At 36.1% G+C, this 21,207-nt stretch carries 15 protein-coding genes; 11 read left to right on the top strand and 4 right to left on the bottom strand.

All coding sequences use genetic code 11. The features are described from left to right. Positions 1-316 precede the first annotated feature (316 nt). Both QP953_RS22300 and QP953_RS22295 read right to left on the bottom strand, forming a co-directional pair. On the bottom strand, positions 317-3,112 hold the full coding sequence (locus QP953_RS22300) for a CHAT domain-containing tetratricopeptide repeat protein (protein WP_309553001.1): 2,796 nt from the start codon (positions 3,110-3,112) through the stop codon (positions 317-319). A 282-nt stretch (positions 3,113-3,394) separates the two neighbouring features. Then, a complete protein-coding gene (locus tag QP953_RS22295; RefSeq protein ID WP_309553000.1) occupies positions 3,395-4,033 on the bottom strand; it encodes a class I SAM-dependent methyltransferase in 639 nt (212 codons plus the stop codon). Positions 4,034-4,310: 277 nt separating this feature from the next. On the opposite strand from QP953_RS22295, the gene QP953_RS22290 reads away from it, so the two are divergent. The 5 genes from QP953_RS22290 (at position 4,311) to QP953_RS22270 (ending at position 11,710) form a co-directional block, all read left to right on the top strand. Continuing rightward, complete coding sequence (locus QP953_RS22290) at positions 4,311-4,565, top strand: hypothetical protein (protein ID WP_052594059.1); 255 nt, start codon at positions 4,311-4,313, stop codon at positions 4,563-4,565. 496 nt (positions 4,566-5,061) lie between these two features. Beyond that, positions 5,062-6,498, top strand: coding sequence for a ferritin-like domain-containing protein (locus tag QP953_RS22285; RefSeq protein WP_309552999.1), 1,437 nt, complete (start codon positions 5,062-5,064; stop codon positions 6,496-6,498). A 150-nt stretch (positions 6,499-6,648) separates the two neighbouring features. Beyond that, positions 6,649-8,916 (top strand): hypothetical protein, encoded by a 2,268-nt coding sequence (locus QP953_RS22280; protein WP_309552998.1) that lies wholly within the window; start codon positions 6,649-6,651, stop codon positions 8,914-8,916. A gap of 1 nt (position 8,917) precedes the next feature. After that, a complete protein-coding gene (locus tag QP953_RS22275; RefSeq protein WP_081909477.1) occupies positions 8,918-10,297 on the top strand; it encodes a radical SAM/SPASM domain-containing protein in 1,380 nt (459 codons plus the stop codon). Positions 10,298-10,300: 3 nt separating this feature from the next. Then, complete coding sequence (locus QP953_RS22270) at positions 10,301-11,710, top strand: tryptophan 7-halogenase (protein WP_309552997.1); 1,410 nt, start codon at positions 10,301-10,303, stop codon at positions 11,708-11,710. A gap of 22 nt (positions 11,711-11,732) precedes the next feature. Here the strand turns inward: QP953_RS22270 and QP953_RS22265 are convergent, their stop codons facing one another. Further along, positions 11,733-12,884, bottom strand: coding sequence for a methionine aminotransferase (locus tag QP953_RS22265; RefSeq protein ID WP_309552996.1), 1,152 nt, complete (start codon positions 12,882-12,884; stop codon positions 11,733-11,735). A 227-nt stretch (positions 12,885-13,111) separates the two neighbouring features. On the opposite strand from QP953_RS22265, the gene lpxD reads away from it, so the two are divergent. The 6 genes from lpxD (at position 13,112) to QP953_RS22235 (ending at position 20,406) form a co-directional block, all read left to right on the top strand. Then, a complete protein-coding gene (gene lpxD / locus QP953_RS22260; RefSeq protein ID WP_052594066.1) occupies positions 13,112-14,149 on the top strand; it encodes a UDP-3-O-(3-hydroxymyristoyl)glucosamine N-acyltransferase in 1,038 nt (345 codons plus the stop codon). 244 nt (positions 14,150-14,393) lie between these two features. Beyond that, positions 14,394-15,767, top strand: a complete 1,374-nt coding sequence (locus QP953_RS22255) for a hypothetical protein (RefSeq protein WP_309552995.1) — start codon at positions 14,394-14,396, stop codon at positions 15,765-15,767. Between the two features lie 5 nt (positions 15,768-15,772). Beyond that, complete coding sequence (locus QP953_RS22250) at positions 15,773-17,344, top strand: hypothetical protein (RefSeq protein WP_309552994.1); 1,572 nt, start codon at positions 15,773-15,775, stop codon at positions 17,342-17,344. Positions 17,345-17,423: 79 nt separating this feature from the next. Further along, positions 17,424-18,812 carry a bifunctional UDP-3-O-[3-hydroxymyristoyl] N-acetylglucosamine deacetylase/3-hydroxyacyl-ACP dehydratase gene (locus QP953_RS22245; RefSeq protein WP_052594071.1) on the top strand — a complete coding sequence of 463 codons (1,389 nt, stop codon included), beginning with the start codon at positions 17,424-17,426 and terminating at the stop codon, positions 18,810-18,812. Positions 18,813-18,817: 5 nt separating this feature from the next. Further along, complete coding sequence (lpxA, locus tag QP953_RS22240; protein WP_231512760.1) at positions 18,818-19,648, top strand: acyl-ACP--UDP-N-acetylglucosamine O-acyltransferase; 831 nt, start codon at positions 18,818-18,820, stop codon at positions 19,646-19,648. A gap of 110 nt (positions 19,649-19,758) precedes the next feature. Then, on the top strand, positions 19,759-20,406 hold the full coding sequence (locus QP953_RS22235; RefSeq protein ID WP_309552993.1) for an ATP-binding cassette domain-containing protein: 648 nt from the start codon (positions 19,759-19,761) through the stop codon (positions 20,404-20,406). A 6-nt stretch (positions 20,407-20,412) separates the two neighbouring features. On the opposite strand, the gene QP953_RS22230 is transcribed toward QP953_RS22235, so the two are convergent. After that, entirely contained in the window at positions 20,413-20,931 is a 519-nt protein-coding gene (locus QP953_RS22230) for a hypothetical protein (RefSeq protein ID WP_309552992.1), read from the bottom strand. Positions 20,932-21,207: the final 276 nt, after the last annotated feature.

The following is a 21,207-nucleotide window of genomic DNA, read 5'->3' as shown; positions in this document are numbered from 1 at the left end:
GATTAGGCACTTAACTCACTAAAACCTTGTAACAAAAATGGCTTTAGCCAATGAATGCCAAAACTTAAGCAGGTGTTTTTTGTATCGAAATAGTGCCTTTGGGCATCGCATTTCGTTTGACCATACTCTTAAAAAAGGTGCAAAGATAGTTTTTTAGTTGAGAGTTTAGGGCAGCTTTTGAATAAAGAATTGTTATTTTTTTATAAAAACTGGAATTCCTATTATCCAAAACTTGTTTTTAGGAAAAGAAAAAGCTTTATACCCTGGCAAGGAGCTAAAGCTTTAGACGTGTTTGATGCATGACAAATAGTATATACTAAGTATATTTTTCCTTCTTGCCCAATTGTTTGGTTATAACAAAGAGTAGCAAAAGAATAAAAAGACCTCCGCCCCAAATATATCCCATCGAATCACTTTCTTGATGAATTGAAATAGGTTGGTGGTTGCCGATGTGGATAAAGGCTGACCAGAATGCAGGATGTGTTACCAAGCCATTTTTTTGTTTCAAATAACTGATTTTAGCTTGACGAAGTGCTTCATCCTTAGGCATGCCTGTACTTAAATTATGATAAAAATTGCGTATAATGTGTGCTGTAGAAAAATCATTGACAGACCACAGGCTTACCACTAAAGAGGGAACACCTGCATACATAAACGAACGCCCTAATGAGATGATCCCTTCCCCTTGTTGAAATTCCCCATAGCCTGTTTCGCAAGCCGATAAAACCGCTAAGTTGGCATTTAAGTTTAATTTCGAGACTTCATAAGCATATAGGAAATTATTTTCTAAACTATCATAGTTTTCACTAAAAACGAGGGAAGATAACATTGGCTGTTCAGCATTGACAACACCATGCATTGCCAAGTGAATAATGCCATAATCGGAAGCTTTGGTTTTAAACGAGTGCTCATTGGCGTCTGTTTCAAAGATAAAGTTGCCCGCATACAGTTCGCTTAATTTTTGTACTTCTTCTTTAGCCGATTTTAAAGGTTCTAATAGTTGTCGAATACGATATTCTTGACTTCTTGTATGAATAATATTGGCAGAATCTGGTTGGTGATATGCAGGAGCATATGCCAAAATTTGAGAATTGCACTTAGCTTGACTGATAGTGGCTAAATTCTGCTTCCACAGGGTTGCCGAATAATCATAACTAATCGTATATTGATTCAATAGGTAAGGCAAACTTTGATAACTAGCAGAAGCAGGTGCTGGAGCAGTCAAGAGGGTTTCAAAAGGTAAATAGCCCAGTTCTCTGTCTGTAATAATGATCAGGCGATTAATTTTATTATTTCCCTCCAAAGCCATTGCTAATATATTGTTATAAAGCCAATGAGCTGTGGACGTATAATTTTCGTAAGCCTTATCCATGTGGTTGACAATCCAATTAAAATCCGTCAAGGCTTGGCGGTTGACGTTTAATTTTAACATCCAATCCTTTGCATCAATATTTATTGGATAAACGTTAATTTTTGTTTTGCTAATACTGAATAAGTACAAAATAGTATCGGTTACAAAGTATTCTAACAAAAGTGTTTTATCATCTAGTTGTTGCTGAATCGTTTCGACACTAACCGATATGTCTTGGTATTTTAAAGCATAATATTTAGGATAATTCTTTTTTATTTGCTCAATGAATTTATTTCGTTGAAGTTCAAGATCCAAAATAGCACGGTTGAGATGGGTGCGTTCCTCTTTAGAACGTATCCGAAGTCGTTTGTTCTTTAATTGATGTAATTCTTTTTGTAGCATGACTTCTATATTGCCAAGAGAGTCAGGGAGGTAGCCAAGAGACCTAGCAGCAGTTCCTTTGATGGCATCTGTTAACAAAATGGATTTATTTTGTTCTGCGAATCGAAACGATTCTTTGATGGCAGCATCTGTGTCAATTATTAAAGCCGCTTCAATTCCTTTCTCTATGAGTAGAAAGTTGCTTTTTAAAGATTTTAATTTGTTTTGATCACTGTCAAAAGAGTTTTTCCATTTTTCTCCTAAAGCAATGCTTTTTTGAACCAACGCATAATATTCTTCAATCTTTTGCTTGTCTCCATTTTGGTATTGCAGCTCGTAGATGCTTAATAGTTTTTGAATGGTCAAATGAAACAAGCTATTAGAAAAATAATCATACTCGTGTATTTTATCTAATGAAAAACTATCGGAAGCTACGTTGGTATTGGACAAAAGACTTTGAATGAGATAATGTTCAGATTGTTGCCAGTTGTGTTGGTTAAAATATAAATCACCTAAGGTTAAAAGTGTTCTAGCACACTGATAATGTTTGATTCCCCAAACTTTTGTTTGTATGAGTAATGCTTCTTGTAGTAGTTTTTCGGAAGCATCGTATTTTTTAGCTAGGATGTAAAATGCTCCCAAGTCGTGTAATCCTACTGCATAGTAAGGATGAGATGCACCTAGTATTTTGAGCCTAATTTCCTTTACTTTTTCAAACAAAGGGGCTGCTTTATCGTATTCTTTTAAGTCTTTGTAAAGAATGGCTAGATTGGATAATGTAATCGCATAGTCTTTATCAAATTCACCCAAATTTTGCTTTTGGATGTCTTTGGTCTTTATCAGTAATTTTTCTGCTTTTTTATATTGCTTATTCATCCAATATAATCGAGCACAGTTATTTAGAATAATAGCAAATAAATTGGGATTGGTTGACCATTGTTTGGTGATAATGTCTTCTAGCTCAATAAAAATACTTTCTGCTTCTGTATAGCGATCGCTCATTTGATAGGCAGCTCCTAGACCATTTAAAGCTTTGATATAATTAATGTCATGCCTACCTATTTTATTTTTAAGAATGTTCTGGGCAGAGAAATAGTGAAAAGCTGATTTTTTGTATGCGCCAAGTTCATAATAAAAAGAACCTAAGTCATTTTGATAAAAGGCATACAGTGTATCTTCTTTACCAAATTCTTTAGCAACTTTGGTAAGTACTTTTTCTGTAAAAATAGCACAACTGTTATAGTCTCCTTTGTTGTATAATTCAATTTGAATGCTATCAATTTCAGCATAAGTCAGTTGATTGTTAAAGTATTCTTGCGCAACAAGGGAGGGCGAAAAAAGAAGTATGAATAGAAAGGACGTAATGGTATAAATCTTCATTATTACAACAAGGGATTTGATATAAAAAATATTATGATAATTAGATCTTCAAACTCTCAAGTACATTGAAGGAATAGAGCGGAAGAAAATAAATTGATAGCCAAACTATTTTAGTAATCGTATCAATTGGTCTAAATTGGGAGAAAGCTTGGAAATGATTGAGACATTAAAAATACATAGAAATTGACAAAGAAATTAACTTTAGCTCGTATCTGGAAAAAATATGTTTTTTAGCAAAAGATTGGTTGGGACATTGTCTATTGCATTAATACCAACGAACTACTATTTTTTCTTAATGACCAAAACATAATAGTCAAAAAAGAAAGCTTTATCTTTGTGAATGGTTGCTTGAATGTGACCACCTCTTGTTGTAACCATTGTTTGATACTCTTCAAGGTCAAATTGATGCGGATGCAAAATGTCGCCAGGAATAGCTCTGAATAGGTGTTTAAAGATGCGATAATTGTGGGCGTCAATGGAAACAACTAAGGTGCCACCAGCCTTGGTCAATGAAAATAAATTATCGAAGCATTGTTCCAAATCAGCGACATGATTAATAGCATTCAAGCAAAACACATAGTCATAGGTTTTGTTGAGTTGAACTTTTTCTAAGGGCAGGTTTTGAAACGTTACATTAGGATAATCACTTGGCACAAAATGCGGTAATTTTTCTGCATAACTATCTAAAAGGGGATCAATGGCATCTACCTCTTGATAGGGTAAGATGGTGAAAATACCAGCAGGTCCACAACCAATATCTAAACAAGTTGCCTGTGGAGGAAGGGTGAGTTGACAATCTTTTAAAAATTGTTTCCAGTAATCTTTTTTCCAAGTTAAGTATTCTGATTTGTCTTTTTTGTTCAAATAGCCTTGCCACCAGCGTATTTCAGCAGCCTGAGCTATTTTCCAGCGTAATTTCATTGTTATTGAAGTCTATCTTTATAAAGGTTAGCAAGATACAATAAATCATGATTTCAAAGAAAAAGTTTGCTTTGTACCTCAATGATTTTTGCAAAATATAGCTCCCATAATAACAATCGCAACCAAAGCATTTAGCGAGTAAAGGGGCTAGGATTTTCTTTCTCTGCATTTAACTTTTATTTAACAAGCATTTAAAGGATGAATGTTTTTTTGATTCAAGATTAATGTTAGCTTTGCCAGCGAACAAATTTTATAACTCATTTTAAATCTTAAAATCATGAAAAAATTACTATTCTCTTGTGCCCTAGCTATAACAGCTGCTGTCTCATTCTCTTCTTGTGCAAAAGATACTTGCTATGTATGTGAGCAAACTATTAACAATGTTGATACGAAGTACGATGTTTGTAACGATCAAGTTACAATTACAACAAATGGTACTTCAAGCGCTAGTACAGGAATTCCTGGCGGGATATCTGCAATTGACTACAGAAGAACATTAGAAACAGGTGGTTATACTTGTACGAATAAGTAATCTCAATGAGATATAGAATATAAAAAGACTGTCTGAAAAGACAGTCTTTTTTTGTTTATAGAACTTTGTATCAGGTACAAAAAAAAGGACTAGATATTGGGAGATATTTATTTTTTTATAAAATATTAATTGTATATAATTTGATGTTTGTGAATATATTCTTATTATGTAGAACTAATACTTCGTGAGTGTTGCGCAGCTGATTGTCAAATTGATGCGGTTCACTGTTACTGCGTAGTTTCCAAAAAGTAATGGTAGCATAATTTATTAGAATTAATTAAAGTTTGTCCCCAATTGGTATTATGCCAATGTCCTATTTTGTAAATCCCTTTATTGCATAAAATAAGGTTGTTTTAATTATAGATATTTATTTCATTCAATATTTGTGAACACTACAGTTCATAAGGTGGTATGCTGTGTTAATTAAAAACCACAACGCAATGAAAATAAAATATACAAGAAGCTCTTTCATCACAATTAAAACATTAAAAATCTTATGCAAAATCGCTATTCGAGGCATTTAATTCACCTTTTTAAGCAGCCTCAACGCCTTAAGTCTGCCGAATTAGTAGGGGCTGTACAAGCTCAAATTCCCGCAGAGTTTAACCCCAAAGATTGGTTAAGTTATCTATTACATGTAGATGCTGAGCTAGAACATAGCCTAATGGTGCAGTATCTCTATGCTGCTTATAGTTTGGGAGGTCCTCAAGTACTAGATAAGTACAAAGCCAAGGTTCATGCTTGGCAAGAAATCGTATTGGGAATCGCCAAAGAAGAAATGGGGCATTTTGTTTCTGTCCAAAATGTACTGCGCTTGATAGGAGCGCCTTTAAATTTTAATCGTCAAGATTTTCCATGGGATTCTGTTTTGTATCCCTTCGAATTTAAGCTAGAACCTTTCTCAAAAGACTCGTTAGCCAAATACGTGTACGCAGAATCACCAGAAAACTGGCTGAATGATACAGATGGAGATGACGATGAGATGAAAGAAATCAAGGCAGAAATAAAAGCAGTTATTAATACAGAAGAAAATCATGGCGATCCTATTAGTGTATTGTTTAAGCAGATATTAGCAATTATAGAGGACGATCAACTAATTCCAGATGATGTGTTTTTATCAGGTACTTATCCTTTTCAAGCGAAGTTTGATGAATGGGGTAGAGGATATAAAGGAGGAGCAAGAGGAAATAGTTCGGGGGCAAATCCTCAAGGAACTCCAGATGTATTAGTAGCTCCTTTACTTTCTAGAACAGATGCCATCACTGCTTTGAATAAAATTGCAGAACAAGGAGAAGCAATGGAGGAAGTTGATGGCGAAGATTCTCACTTCGAACGATTTTTAACCATATACAAAGAATGGCGCAAGATGCCACAAGATTTTGAGCCTACTAGACCCGTTGCAACCAATCCTACCGTCAACGAAACAGTGGCAGATCCTACTTATTCACCCTCCGAAGGTCTGGATACTGATAGCAAAATTGATGTTATTACAAATCCAGTCGCAAAGACGTGGGGAAATTTATTTAATGTCCGTTATAGAATGTTGTTGACATTCTTGACACATAGCTTTTTGTTGGATGGCGGCTTTAATAATTCTGGAGCTTATTCTCCTAGAGGAACAATTATTCATGCAACATTTGGAGAAATGTATAACCTTCGAGGAATTGCAGGAGTTCTAGTTCAACTTCCTATTGCAGTAGGTTCTTCAACTATGGCAGGCCCACCATTTTTAACACCATATACGATGGAATTACCATTGGGAGAAATAAGTCGATGGAAAGTACATCAAGATTTGGTTCAAGCTTCCAAACCGCTTATTGAAGAACTGTTATTGACCGCGGATGAGCAACATAAAAAATATTTATATTCTCTAAAGGAAGCGGATGAGAATTTTCAAAAAATTGCTACGGCTATTATTAATGTTCCTGCTTAACATGACTAGGGGTATTGCATGAGTACTTCGTAGTTGCTTATTAGTAAGATATGTTTTTATTTGCTTTTAGTGGTAAAAGGAATGATAATCAGGCTAATAAGGTTTTTAGTGAACTGTTGTTAATTAAACACACCCAATAAATGTAAAAAAATGAAAATTATAGATATAAGAATATTGCCCCCTATTGCTATCGGTCGACTTGGTTCTGCTACAGAGCCTTTAGCAGCTTTTGATTTGGAAGTATCGGAAACCAAACCACTTGATTTTAGAACGATTATTCCTAAAGAAACACTCAATGTAAATCCGACGACAGGAGTTATTGAAGCCTATCTGCCTGAACAAATTGTTTTTAAAGATTCTACAGGCTTAGGCGATTCTGCGGGGAAAATTCATCCTGTGGCACCATTTTTAGAAGTTTTTGTGATTACCGATCAAGATGAAAATACGCTAGTTCCTTTAACAGAAGCATTGTTGGAAGAGGCTGGCTTAACATTGAGCAATCTCTCTTGGCATGTTGATGTGGCCAATATCAAATTATATAGGAGAACTCAAAATGTAGCAGATAAGATCAATGCTCAAATCAACAATATTACGACACATGAGCGAATGGAGTTGAAGGGATTGTGTGATAACTTTTTGGCAGGGAAATATTTGCCATTAGGAACAGTACAGTTCATCCAACCGACAGAAGATTTTCCAGAAATTAGATTTAGGTATACCCCTGGTCCAGGAAAAGTTTATGGGGCTTCTAAAACGAGAATATCTGGCGAGACGATGACAGAAGAAAAAGACCCTATTTATGAACAAATGGGAGATGCTTTTCTCATTTATGATAAAACAAAAGATTGGTTTGGCTATACAGAAGGCAATCAAGAAAGACCTATTTTAACCAATCCCGCTATGATTTTTGCAGGGTATGATGATGCTACAAATGGTACCCGTGTGAGTTGGGGATATTTGGATGATGAATGTGATGGGTTTATTTCTGTACATTTGGACTTAGGACAAGGTGATATTCTAAAAGCTCGAACTCATATTAGTGCTGGTCCGCCAGCCTTTGCGCCTGATACATTGCCTGTTCGTGTTGTTACAGATGAAATTGAGCAAATATTAAAAGGTCCCATAGTGCAAGAGCCCGTGTCTATAGAAGAAGCGGAAGACATTATTCGTCGTGCTCTGGAAACGGTTCGATTGATGAATACGGCTATTATGAATGGCAATGCATACAACGGCAAATACAATACAGCAAGTACAATGGTGCGCCAAGATTCTAATGATTTTAATAGAATGTATGAGCCTATTATGGCTACTTCCTTGGTCGATAACTTAGCTGTTCGAGCAATTCATGAGCGAGTGTTCAATGGAATTAGTACTGGCTTATCACCTTGGTTTGATAATGCAATTAGACGACCAGATAAAATTGGGGATTTGTCGGATGAAGAACGTCGAAAAATGCCTGGGTTGATGCGGGGTGCAGATGGGAGAGCGCTGTGTTTTACGCATCGACAAATTGATACGATTATTAAGGCAGCTGCTAACGCTATGTTTAAGGAAGCTAGTGAGCAGTTAAATCAGACTTGCCGAACCATTCCTGTATCCGACCTCCAAAGCCAATTGCATTATAGAGGTAAAGGAAATCCTTTTTCTATCTTACCTAGGTCGGCTATTTCCAACTGTTTCCCTGGCTTAGAATTTGATTTTAGAAATCTATGGCGACGTGCTTTTAAAGGCTTGACTTTGATTGAGAACAATAATTTTGTTATTGAAGGAGAAGGAGAATTGGAACGTTTGAAATATCATCGCTTAGTTGGTATCAATGGAAAACCAACGATGGTACCAACAACAGGACCTACTATGCCTGGTAGTGGAAATGTGTCTTTGATGACAAAAGAGAATCCTAATGGCGTTTCATTTATGGAGTGGTCCAATAATTTAGCGGCAATTTTGCAGTTACAAGGGCAAGAAGTGGAGTGTTATTTTACCAAAGAAGAGTCTAACGAAGAGATTGTTGTTGAAGCCAAAGATTTGAATGTTAATAATAATGCGTTGGAGCTACATGTATTAACTGTCAATACCTTTTTTGAAGATAACAGTGCTGCGTTTACAGAAGATATCTTAGAGCCAGGAGAATTAACGCAAGGTCTTTGTGCCCCTTGGCAAAATGATTATAGAGAGTGTGCTTGTTATTATTGGGCTGCTAGCCGTCCAGATTATGTCAATGTCGAGCCTGATAAAGATGGTTTAAGCAAGGGCGATAATTGGATGTCTAAAAAACGTAGTGGTAGTTATATTCCTGACGATAGGGTGGATTCCCGATTGTTAACTTACGATGATTTGTTTATGAATTGGGAAGGTGAGTTGCAATTTATCGTTAAAGGAAAGGATGCCTTAGGTTCTAATGACAATAAAGAAGCATAAAATGGAAACTAAGTCATATTCAAAAGGCGCTTCATTGAATTTATTAGCACAAAAAATGGCAGGACATATTGCAACGGCTGCACAACCTAAAACACCTCAAATACACCTTATTGAGGGGGCAAAAGGACAGCAACTGTTTGTACCCAATGGTAGCCAACTTATTGATGTTGATTTTTCAACAGCTGAGCGTTTAAAAAAAATGATGCAATTACAGGACCAGCAAGCAATTCAATACGAATTGCTTGCCTTGGGCGTGGACATGAGGACAAAAATAAACGATACTGCTTTAAAAGAACCGCCACTACGTGCTTTGTCGTTGGCAATGGCACAAAAATGCAATCTAGGTTGTTCCTATTGCTATGCTGATCAAGGAGATTTTGGAGGACCATCTAAGAATATGTCCTTAGAAATGGCCTTACAGTCGATTGATATGTTGATCAATGGTGCCAACAAAGGCGACACGGTACAGCTAACGTTTTTGGGGGGAGAACCCTTAATGAATCGGGTTGGTCTTCGTTTGGCAACAGAGTATGCTGCTAATTTAGCAGAACAAAAACAGGTGAACGTTAATTTTTCAACGACATCTAATGGAACGCTAATTCGAGATGAAGATATACAGTTTTTTGAGGAGTACGGTTTTGCAATTACGATTAGTTTAGATGGACTAAAAGAGGCACATGATCGTTTGCGGCCTTTAAAAAACGGCAAGGGGACTTATGAGCAAATTATGACAAAAATACGCCCTTTGTTAAGCGCACAACGCAAAATGCAGGTATCGGCAAGAGTGACTGTGACGGCTGAAAATTTAGGTTTGGCAACGGTATTGGATGAGTTTATCAATATGGGGTTTCATAGCGTTGGCTTTTCTCCTCTACTAAATGCTAGCAATGGGAAAAAGGAAATGAGCAAAAAAGATTTGGAAGTTTTATTGACCAATATGATAGAATGCGGGCTGAGGTTTGAACAAGCTGTACTTCAAGGCAAACGATACCCATTCTTGAATATGATCAATGCTTTTAAGGAAATTAGCAACGGAACACATCGTCCTTACCCTTGTGGAGCAGGAGCAGGATATATGGGCGTTTCGGCAGATGGAGATTTGTATGCTTGTCATCGTTTTGTTAATGAAGAAAGTGGTGCTATGGGAAGTATCCAAGAAGGAATTAACAGCGAATGGCAGCACAAATGGCTTCATGATAGGCACGTACACCAACAGTCACCTTGTACAGAATGTTGGGCTCGTTACCTCTGTGGCGGAGGTTGTCATCATGAGGTAATTGAAAAAGGAAGAGTGGCTTGTGATTATATAAGAGGATGGTTGCATTTTGCCATTCAATCTTACGAACGTGTTCATCGTTTGATGCCTAATTGGAACAAATAAACTATGGATAAGTATCAATCTAAATACGATATAGCTGTGATTGGGGGAGGTCCAGCAGGCTCTACAATAGCCCATCAATTGACTCAATTTGGGTATAAGGTGCTGTTGTTGGAAAAAGCGGCGTTCCCCCGTCCACATATCGGCTTATCTTTGAGTGCAGGAATTCTGCATTGGTTGGATTTGTTGGAGATTAGAGATATTGTGGCTGCCAAAGGATTTGTTAGTGCTAAAGAATCGAAGTTGCTGTGGGCAAGCGAACATATTGTTGACAAAAATTTTGATACTGATAAAGCAGGGTGGCACGTTGATCGGGGTGTTTTTGACGAAATTTTGATGAATGCGGCAGTAAAAAAAGGAGTAGACCTCTTGCAAGGTTTTAAGCAGTTACAGTTGCAGTTAAGCCCAGAAGAACAGTGGGATATTAGTATCAAAGACGCCACCAATAAAACGATAAACATTCAAGCGGACTTTCTTGTCGAGGCAAGTGGTCGAAAACCCGTTGTCAAGAATTCTATCAAAAAGGCATATTTGACCAAAACATTGGCTACTTATGCTTATTGGAGATGCAATGAAGTTATGTGTACAAACTCTTTTATTGAAGCGATTCCAAACGGTTGGGTTTGGGGAGCACCAGTATCGGAGTGTGATTATTTGATGTGTGTATTTTCCGATGCTGATTTTATCAAAAAACATACTTCTTTAAATCAATTTTATAACAAAAGTATTGAATGTGCCTCATTATTTCCTGCTCAAAAGTATCACAGAAGAGACTCTATACTCAACACTTGTGATGCGACTGCTTATGTGGATAGCCAACCTATTTCTAAACAATATATTAGGGTAGGTGATGCTGCATATTCTTTAGATCCAATAGCTTCACAAGGTGTACAGAAGGCTATTAAATCAGCTTTTCAAGGGGCTATTGTCGTGAATACTTTATTATCTCAGCCACAAAATGAGATGCTGGCAATTAATTATTACAAACAAGTTATTGATATAGAAGTTACCAAAAATCAAACGTGGACCAAAGCCTTTTACAACCAACATCAACAATTTAAACACCATTCTTTTTGGAAAACAAGGCAAACGTTCTTGACGGCTTCGGAGGTAGAAAATGAAACGGTTACTTTAAAAAAAACAGCTAAGTTAATTGTCAATAAAGAAGCAAGCATTCTATCAGTGCCTGTCTTAGGAGCAACTTACGTGCAAGAGGAAGAAGGAATTTATTTGCCTACGAATTTAGAGCCGTTTGTGTATGTACAAAATAAAGCCATTGTTCCTTTAATAAGGAAACTACACGATCATTACTTGATTGATTGTGTCAAAATGATTGCTGCTTATATGCCGAATACGGCTCCTGTGAAAGTATTAGAGTGGCTTATTTATAATAAAATATTGTGCCCTAAACAATGAGATTGAATCATTTAAAAACGATCTACTTAGGTTGAATGGTTTTGATTAATTTTCCAGCTTCTTCCAATACATCTTCTGTTTTGGCAAAACAAAAGCGGACAACTTTGTTGTCTAAATTATTATGATAAAAGACAGAGATAGGAATGACCGCAACGCCATATTCTATGGTCATACGTTTGGCAAATTCTGTATCTGGTTCATCGCTAATAGCAGAGTAATCAGCTACTTGAAAATAAGTGCCCGCGCTAGGAATAAATTCAAAGGGACTGTCTTGGATTTTATCTAAAAATAAATCTCGCTTTTGTTGGAAAAAGTTAGCTAAGCCTAAATAGGTGCTTTCGTCTTCCAAGTAATCGGCAATGGCATATTGCATAGGAGTATTGGATGAAAAAACATCGAATTGGTGCACTTTTCGGAATTCGTACATTAAAGCTTCATCGGCGACAATATAACCTAATTTCCAACCTGTTGCATGCAAGGTTTTGCCAAAAGAATAGACCGCTAAGCTTCGTTTTCTCAAAGCGGGGTAGCTTAAAATAGAGCAATGCTTTTGACCATCATAAATCATGTGCTCATAGACCTCATCACTCAAAATTAAGATATTAGTATCTGCTACTAATTTTTGTAAAGCTTGATAATCGTCATCTATTAAAATACTACCCGAAGGATTGTGTGGCGTATTGAGGATAATCATTTTAGTTTTAGGAGTAATCAGTTGCCCAAACGCTTCCCAGTCAATTTTCCAATCAGGTGCTTTAATTTGATAGGGGACAACAATACCGCCTGCTAGTTGTATGCTTGGTTGGTAACAATCATAAGCAGGTTCTACAATAATCACCTCGTCACCAGCATGCACAAAGGCATGAATGGTACTGAAAATAGCCTGAGTAGCGCCCGAAGTAATGTTGATTTCGGTTTTTGGGTTGTAGGCTACTTGATATAAATGCTCAATTTTATTTGCCAAGCGTTGTGTTAGAGTAGGAAGCCCTGTCATAGGACAATATTGATTATACCCATTTTGAACGTAATGACTGACTAGATTTTTTAGCTTAGGGTCGCAGTCAAAGTTGGGGAATCCTTGAGATAAATTGATGGCATTGTGCTGATTAGCTAAGCCAGACATGACCGTGAATATGGTAGTTCCTAGATTGGGTAACTTAGATGTTATTTGCATGGCAAAATATTAAACTATGGATAATTTTCTCAAAGTAGAGATTTTGGATAGAAATTCATTAAGTTTAGGAGGAAAAATTTACAAGGTATTAAAATAGCTTAATCGTATTTTAGCCCTTTCGAATAGATGCTTTTATAAAAAATTAGGAAACTCAATGGTACAAGTATTCTTACAAGTTGAACATAAGAAATAGTTGAGAATACGAACGAACGAAAAAAAGAAAAAATATGGAAGTTAAAGCAAGTTTAATTAGTCAGTTGCTAGGTGGGGAGTTGGTGGGAAACCCTGATGTGTTGGTCAGTAAGCCAGCAAAAATAGAAGCAGGAGAACCTGGTGCCATCAGTTTTCTAGGCAATATGAAATATGAATCGTATGTCTATACTTGTGACTCTTCTGTTATTTTGGTGCACAAAGATTTTGAACCCAAAGAAACTTTAAAGGCAACCTTAATCAAAGTTGATGACGTATATGCCAGTTTGAGTGTTTTGATGCAACACTTTAGCGATGCAATGGAGGCAGAGCAACAAAAGCAAATTTCTAAGCAGGCTTACATTGATGAAACAGCTGAAATAGGTGAGGGAGCAAGAATTGATGCCTTTGCTTATGTTGAAAAAGGTGCTAAAATTGGAAAAAATGTAACTATTTACCCACACGTTTATGTCGGTGCCGATGTTGTGTTGGGGGATCATGTTACACTGCATTCGGGGGTAAAGATATATCGAGCTTGCCAATTGGGGGATCATGTCACTATTCATGCGAATGCTGTTATTGGTAGTGATGGCTTTGGTTTTGCGCCACAAACAGATGGTTCGTACAAAAAAATTCCTCAATTAGGGATTGTTTTAATTGCCAATGAGGTGGAAATTGGAGCCAATACAGTTATTGATCGTGCTACGATGGATGCCACGGTAATAGAGGAAGGTGCAAAATTAGACAATTTAATTCAGATAGCTCATAATGTTAGAGTAGGCAAACATACGGTATTGGCTTCGCAAGTAGGAGTCGCAGGGAGTACTCAGATTGGAGATAACTGTATGGTTGGAGGGCAAGCAGGTTTTGCAGGTCATTTAAAGATTGCCAATGGTACCAAAATTCAAGCGCAAAGTGGCTTGGCTCAGTCTGTTAAAAAAGAAAATACGGCTATTTGGGGATCACCTGCAATAGATTATAAGCAGTATTATCGTTGTGCTATTGTATTTAAAAATTTGCCTGAATTACAGAAGAAAGTAGATAAAATGGAAAAAGAGTGGATGAAGTTAAAATAATACTCAAGAGGTCTTTTTTGTATCGAAATGTATCTTTGTATTAATAGAGAGTTGTTTGTGTATTAGTTTGATTGTTAGGTTTTTAATGTTTGAGTTGTTGCGGTTGCTTTCTATTGATCATTGCTAATGTTAGAAGCTAAAGCTTCATTTATTTAACATAAAAATTGTTTGGGATTATAATGCCTTGAAAAATAGCTTATCTTTGTAACCAAAAAAAAGGAATCCTGTTCTTTATTTACCAATTATGAATCAACTCTTAAAATACACTTTAGTTTTATTGATACTAGGAAGTGTGCAACTACTTTTTTCGTCCTGTTTGTGGGATTATGATACCCTCGAAATGGAGCGAGAGCAGTTCCCAAGCGCACTAGAGTTGATTGCAGGAAATTTTTTAAGACATTCACCTGCATTTTATTATTGGAGAGTTAAAGACAGAACCGCAAAACTAAAGGAAAATCCCAAACACTTCGATTGGTACGACGATTTGGCAGTTGCTTATTCTAAACTAGGAGAGCAGAAAAAGGCAATTCAGTTGATGCATGAAAAAGAAGAGTTAGAAGGTCCTTCTTACAAGACATATGCAAATTTAGGAACGTTTTATATTTTTGATGGGAATTTAGAGGCTGCTTTAAAGGCAATTGATCAAGCTTTGTTGCTCGACACAAATGCTCATTTTGGACGTGAGATTTATCAGAAGTATTTGGTGGAGTATATTTTGTCTAAATCCAAAGAAGGAAAAATCAATTTACCCTTAGATGCTACTTTTTATAAGTATCCTCAAAATTATTATAGTACGTTAAATGACAATAACTTCTATAGCTTTTTGTTAGAAAAACATAAAGAACGCACCCAAAAGGATGTTGAAAAATTGCCTACAGATGTTTTGGACAAAGCATTGATCGGTGTATTGGGAATGATGCGTTTTGCAAATTATGATTCTCCCATTTTATTAGAAGTGTTGGGGGACTTATTATTTAATACAGGCAATCGCTCTGCTGCAAGACATTTGGCTGCTCGTGCTTATCTAAAAGCGTCTTATGAGGTAGAAGATCCTAAGGTGCAAGAAATATATAAAAGAAGGGCAGCTTATGTATTGTTCACGCAATATGCCAATGAAAAAAAAGAACTTTTGGATATACAACGTTTACAAGCGTTGTTGGAGGAGGAAATAAAAATAGGGCAGGCTTTTTATGAGGAAATCAAGTCGGATGAATTGTCGTGGATTTCAGCAGGTGAAAATGTAGAAGAGGCCTATTCAAAAAAATATTACACCAAGCCTACTTTACCCAAACGAACCTTAGAAGGAGTGAGTCAACAAGAATTTGCAGAGATGAGAAAATACCTAAAGGGAAATTACCCATTGGGGGCTCAATTGGATTATCGTCCAGTTTTGGCTTATAAATTGGAGGTAACTCCTCAAGAAAAAACTCTAATTGATAGCTTATTTGAACGAAAGTTAGCTTTACAATTAAAAAAGAAACAAGAAGAACAGGAAATAAAACAAGATAGCAATACTGCAAAATCTTCTAATACATCTCTACTTTTATGGGGGGCTGTTGGTGGAACAATTATTTTGCTACTAATATTATTTCTCTTAAAGAAAAACAGCAGACCCTAAAAACTATGTTAGAGTTACTAGAAGCATTAAAAGAATTGATGGAGATGATCCGCCAGTTGGAAACAGCTATTGAGGCGGAAAAAAATAATCCAGAGAGCATCAGTCCTGAATTATCAAAAAAATTAGAAGCTTATAAAAACCTCAAAGCTTCTTTGGAAATCTTGTATCAAGATGCTGAAATTGAAAGAGAACTACTTAGACCGCCTTATTCAGAAGACGATATTAAGGAAAAAGTAAAAGAATTGATCTCTAATACGGAAGATAAAGTAACCAAAAGGAAATTAAAAAAGACGTATATCGCCTTCAAGAAAGCCCTAAAATCTTCTAAAATAGCTTGGGAAACAAAATCTTGTGATAAATTGTTCTTGCGATATTTTCCCATGTTTGAACCACCTTTAAGAGCAATAAAACTACCTGTTTTGCCTGTCGAGCCGATTCCAGTTCCTGATATAGAAGTTGAAATCAAACCGATCCCAATTCCTGACCCAATTTTGATTGACGATGAAATACGTTTTGGGAATAAATTGTTAAAAGAATTTCCAAATGGGTTGACTGTTATTTTTTACGAGATTGATGATGACGTAAATCTGGAGATATTTAAGAATGGTTCTGGCAGATGGGCAAGGGAACAAAAAGCAATTGGTTTTACTGGGAGTACACCAACGGTTGATTCTGTGAAAATAGGTATAGCAATGCCTGAATATATTCAAAAAAAATCAGCAGGAGTTGGTAACTCAATTACTAGTTTAGGAGCCTTTGTAAAAAAATGTATGACCAAGGCACACCGCTACAATAACCAAACTTATTATACACCAGCAATAGAAAATCCTGTTTTTGAGATGGCAGACGATGCTTATTTATTTAAAACAGTTGCTTTGGCTTCTCATGGATGGATTGATGGCATTTCGATTAATAGCGGTCCCCAAGGAGAAGAGTTAAATAGTGACAATATAGAGGCATTTATTAAAAACTGCTCTCCATATATGTCTAGTGATGTGAATATTATTTTTTACTCTTGTACAGCCGCATCAGATTGGGCTAACAATGACTCAACTTCAGATGGGGGAAGCGAATCATTGATTGCCAAAGCAATAGGGGCATTAGCAAAGTTAGGTCATTTAGAAGGCGAAGCGTGGGGACATACAACAGTTGATGGCTATTTTCATAACAAAGACTTGCGTTATTTTAAAGTCTCAGATGGTTATGAAGGTGTTTATCAGGGAAGAAGTTATATGCGTTATTGTTATGGAGATTTTATAGAGGCAGATATCAAAGTAATTTTGGATCTAATCAAAGAAAATCATAGTGCAGTATATAATCGTGTAGGGGAGGAACAACTTAGAATTTTGATTGATGAGGAGATTATTTTTGATTTTTCAGATTGCTACAATGCTGCTTTTTCAAGAGGAATAATAATTACACATAAAATAAAAGGGACAGAGTTGAGGCGAAAACTATCTGAAATTGCCCCAATTGCACCAGAAGAAGTAAAGGATATTATTGTAAAATACAGGAGCACTTGGAAAAAAAGATATACCTATTCAACCATTGTCCGAACGGTTATTAGTAAATTGTAGCCGCTAAGAAAAAAAAGCATAAAGTATTCACTATATATGAAACCATATTATCTAACAATCTTTTAAGCTTCATAGAGTTATGAAACAAGCGACGATAAAACAATCTATAGAGATAGAAGGTAAAGGATTGCACACAGGTAAGGAAACCACACTATCCTTGCATCCTGCCGCTGCGAACCATGGCATAAAATTTCGCAGAATTGATTTAGAAAAACAGCCAATTATAAAAGCAGACGCTAATCATGTTGTAGCAACACAACGCTGCACCGTTTTGGGAGTAAAGGACGCCACTGTGTCTACGGTAGAGCACCTACTGGCTGCTTTAAAAGGTACTGGAGTAAGTAATGTCCTGATTGATATTGATGGAGAAGAAGTGCCGATATTAGATGGTTCTGCTTTGCCATTTGTTGAAAAGATAAACGAAGTAGGAGTTGATCTACAAGAAGAAGAACAAAACTATCTGGATGTTTCTGAACCAATGATTTGGAAACATGAGGCTTCTGGAGCAGAATATACAATTTTACCTTCAGAAAAATTTGAGATTACAACCCTTATTGATTTTGATTCGTCTGTAATAGGAAAGCAGTATGCAAATCTAGATCATTTAGAAGACTTTGCAACAGAAATTGCACCGAATCGAACCTTTGTTTTCTTGCATGAATTATCTGCTTTGGCAGACGCTGGACTGGTCAAAGGCGGCGAATTAGACAATGCGCTCGTTTTTGTAGATAGTGTTCCAAAAAATGGAGAGTTGGCTGCCTTGGCAAAGAAGTTGGATGTCTCGACAGATATAGAGGTCAAACAATCGGGAATATTGAACACCACCGAATTGCGTTTTCAAAATGAAGCAGCGCGCCACAAATTACTAGATGTAGTTGGTGATTTGGCATTAACAGGATTGGATCTGAGGGTCAAGATTATTGCTAAAAAACCTGGACATGCCGCTAATACAGAACTAGCAAAAGAATTATTAAGCACTTATAAGACATCTCGCAAATTGCGAGGTATACCCAAATACGATCCGAATAAGAAACCAGTTAATGATATTAATGAAATAACAAAAAAACTTCAGCATCGATTTCCTTTTTTGTTAATTGATAAAATCATAGAGCTATCTGACAAACATGTGGTTGGGGTTAAAAATGTGACAATGAACGAGCCATTTTTCCCTGGACACTTCCCTAACAATCCTGTTATGCCAGGGGTGTTGCAGATAGAAGCTATGGCCCAAACGGGTGGTATTTTGGTTATGGAAAATGTAGAGAATCCTCATGAATGGGATACTTTCTTTTTGCGCATCAAAAATGCACTTTTTAGACATCCTGTTTTGCCAGGAGATACAATTCTCTTTAAAATGGAGCTCATTAGCCCTATTCGAAGAGGTTTGTGTGAAATGACAGGCAAAGCATATGTCGGTAACAAATTAGTATGCGAAGCGGAACTATTAGCGCAAATTATTAGACGATAAAACGAATGGAAGAAAACGTTATGCAACCTTATCAGCACGCAGCTGTTCATCCTAATGCACGTATTGGTAAAAATGTTAAAATTGGCCCTTGGGTAACTATTGAAGCAGATGTAGTGATTGGAGACAATACTACTATTGGAGCAAATGTCTGTATCATGTCAGGGACACGAATTGGAAAAAATTGTCAAATTTTTCCAGGAGCAATAGTTGGAGCAATTCCTCAGGATTTGAAATACAATGGAGAGGATACAACATTGGAAATTGGTGACAATGTGATCATTAGAGAATATTGTACACTAAATAGAGGTACCCGAGCCAATTACAAAACAGTTATTGGAAACAATTGTTTGTTGATGGCTTATGTTCATGTGGCTCATGATTGTGTTATTGGAGAGCACTGTATCTTGGCGAACAATGCTACTTTAGCAGGACATGTAGAAATAGAAGAACATGTTATTTTAGGAGGGATGACTGCTGTACATCAATTTGTACAAATTGGTGCGCACGCACTGATTGGCGGAGGTACTTTGTTGAATAAAGATGTGCCTCCTTATGTCCGAATCTCTCGCTATCCTGCTTCTTATATTGGAGTCAATACAGTTGGTTTACGTCGTCAAGGATTTACTTCTAACTCTATCCGAACAATTCAGGATATTTACCACCAATTGTTTGTAGAGCATCGAAATATCTCTAAAGGCATTCAATTTATTGAAGAGAATATTGAAGATAGCCAAGAGCGTCAACGTATTATAGATTTTACGAGAGCTTCTAAAAATGGAGTCATCAAGGGCTTGACAAATAAACGCCCTAAAAATAACGATGCCCCTGAAATCTAATATCAGGAGCTAAGGTCATAACGGTTTTATCTTGTCTAATAAAACAGAAGCAGCTAAATTGTTAAAAAAACAGTTTGGCTGCTTCTGTTGTGATATATAATAGTAGTAGTATGAATTTAGAGTTGACAAATATTGGAAAAAGGTATCGATTTGAGTGGATTTTCAAAGAAATAAACTATCAATTTTTGATGGGAACTGGCTATGCCATTTTAGGTAATAATGGTTCTGGAAAATCTACATTTATGCAGGTCTTATCAGGACATTTGTCTCCTTCGAGAGGAAAATTAATCTATTCCAAAAAAGGGGAAGTTATTTCCATCGATCAAGCTTATAAGGAATTGAGTTTTGCTGCTCCTTATATAGAGTTAATTGAAGAATTTACGCTACAAGAAGTTATTGATTTTCATTGGAAATTTAAAACAATGAGATGTTCTAAAAAAGAATTGATAGAACGGCTAGAATATCCCAAATCAGCAAGAAAAAAAGCAGTTAAATATTTTTCTTCAGGAATGCAGCAACGCCTAAAATTGGCTCTAGCAATCTGTTCCGATACTTCTTTGTTGTTGTTGGATGAACCTACTATTACATTAGATCGGAAGGCGGTTGCTTGGTATGTTGATTTGCTAAAAGAATATGCCTACGCTCCCGATAGGTTAACGATTATTGCATCCAATGTAGAAGAAGATTTTCAAGGGTGCACAGAACGATTAAATATTCTAGATTATAAAAAGAAATCGGCAAAAGTTAAGTCATTATAACTCCAATTATAGTAATAATATCCCTCCAACTAACCAACCCAATAAGCACATCAAGCCTTTATGTTCTGTAAAAAAAGCGATGCTCAGTAATACGAATAGTAAATAATTGGAGCACGTGTTGGCACTAGGGGCAAGGTGGATACATGTCAGGGTTTGTCCGACTAATGCAAGTCCTATAACCCAAAAGTGTTGTTTCCTAAAATGTTCGTAATAATCTAAGTAAGCAAATTGATCTTTGGTATTAAGTGTTTGAGTATTAGGAAAAGCCAACATCCCAATCCAATAATAACAAGCTGTTGTTAACATAGATATAGTGATTAGCATCGGATTTATAGTGGTGTTGACTAATAAAATAGATGTTTTTAGGTATAAAACGACAAAAATTAAGGACCAAAGTAAAGGAACAATAACATAAATCGAATAAGAACGGACTTGCAATAATTCACCCCATTTTTTTATATATAGGATAAGTGTTAGACCAACCAACATAGAATAGACAAGGGCATAATGCTCTGAAAGATTCATGACTTAGTAGTTGTTTTTTGTTGACTTTTAATTTTTAATATATTTTAATTTTTTTCTTATTTGAAAGTATTCCCTCAAAATGTCTTTTTTTTAACTTCGATAATGAAATATATTAGATGCAGAAACAAAGATGTCTTAAGTTTCCTTAAAAATGAGGATAGTGGTATGATCAACCAGAGGCATTCGATGTTTTGCAATTCATAGGAAATATTCATTTAGATGGAGTGAACATTGGGCACTTTTTCAAATGGAGTTTTCCAAATTTTAAACAAGAAA

Source organism: Aureispira sp. CCB-E (assembly GCF_031326345.1).
Lineage (GTDB): Bacteria > Bacteroidota > Bacteroidia > Chitinophagales > Saprospiraceae > Aureispira.
Note: the sequence above shows the minus strand (reverse complement) of the source record. Positions and strands in the feature narration are given on the sequence as shown.

Coding starts and splice junctions, on each gene's coding strand:
- QP953_RS22300 (WP_309553001.1), bottom strand. CDS start 3,112: ATGAAGATTTATACCATTACGTCCTTTCTATTCATACTTCTTTTTTCG.
- QP953_RS22230 (WP_309552992.1), bottom strand. CDS start 20,931: ATGAATCTTTCAGAGCATTATGCCCTTGTCTATTCTATGTTGGTTGGT.
- QP953_RS22245 (WP_052594071.1), top strand. CDS start 17,424: ATGAAACAAGCGACGATAAAACAATCTATAGAGATAGAAGGTAAAGGA.
- QP953_RS22280 (WP_309552998.1), top strand. CDS start 6,649: ATGAAAATTATAGATATAAGAATATTGCCCCCTATTGCTATCGGTCGA.
- QP953_RS22290 (WP_052594059.1), top strand. CDS start 4,311: ATGAAAAAATTACTATTCTCTTGTGCCCTAGCTATAACAGCTGCTGTC.
- QP953_RS22275 (WP_081909477.1), top strand. CDS start 8,918: ATGGAAACTAAGTCATATTCAAAAGGCGCTTCATTGAATTTATTAGCA.
- lpxA (WP_231512760.1), top strand. CDS start 18,818: ATGGAAGAAAACGTTATGCAACCTTATCAGCACGCAGCTGTTCATCCT.
- QP953_RS22285 (WP_309552999.1), top strand. CDS start 5,062: ATGCAAAATCGCTATTCGAGGCATTTAATTCACCTTTTTAAGCAGCCT.
- QP953_RS22250 (WP_309552994.1), top strand. CDS start 15,773: ATGTTAGAGTTACTAGAAGCATTAAAAGAATTGATGGAGATGATCCGC.
- QP953_RS22265 (WP_309552996.1), bottom strand. CDS start 12,884: ATGCAAATAACATCTAAGTTACCCAATCTAGGAACTACCATATTCACG.
- QP953_RS22270 (WP_309552997.1), top strand. CDS start 10,301: ATGGATAAGTATCAATCTAAATACGATATAGCTGTGATTGGGGGAGGT.
- QP953_RS22295 (WP_309553000.1), bottom strand. CDS start 4,033: ATGAAATTACGCTGGAAAATAGCTCAGGCTGCTGAAATACGCTGGTGG.
- QP953_RS22235 (WP_309552993.1), top strand. CDS start 19,759: ATGAATTTAGAGTTGACAAATATTGGAAAAAGGTATCGATTTGAGTGG.
- lpxD (WP_052594066.1), top strand. CDS start 13,112: ATGGAAGTTAAAGCAAGTTTAATTAGTCAGTTGCTAGGTGGGGAGTTG.
- QP953_RS22255 (WP_309552995.1), top strand. CDS start 14,394: ATGAATCAACTCTTAAAATACACTTTAGTTTTATTGATACTAGGAAGT.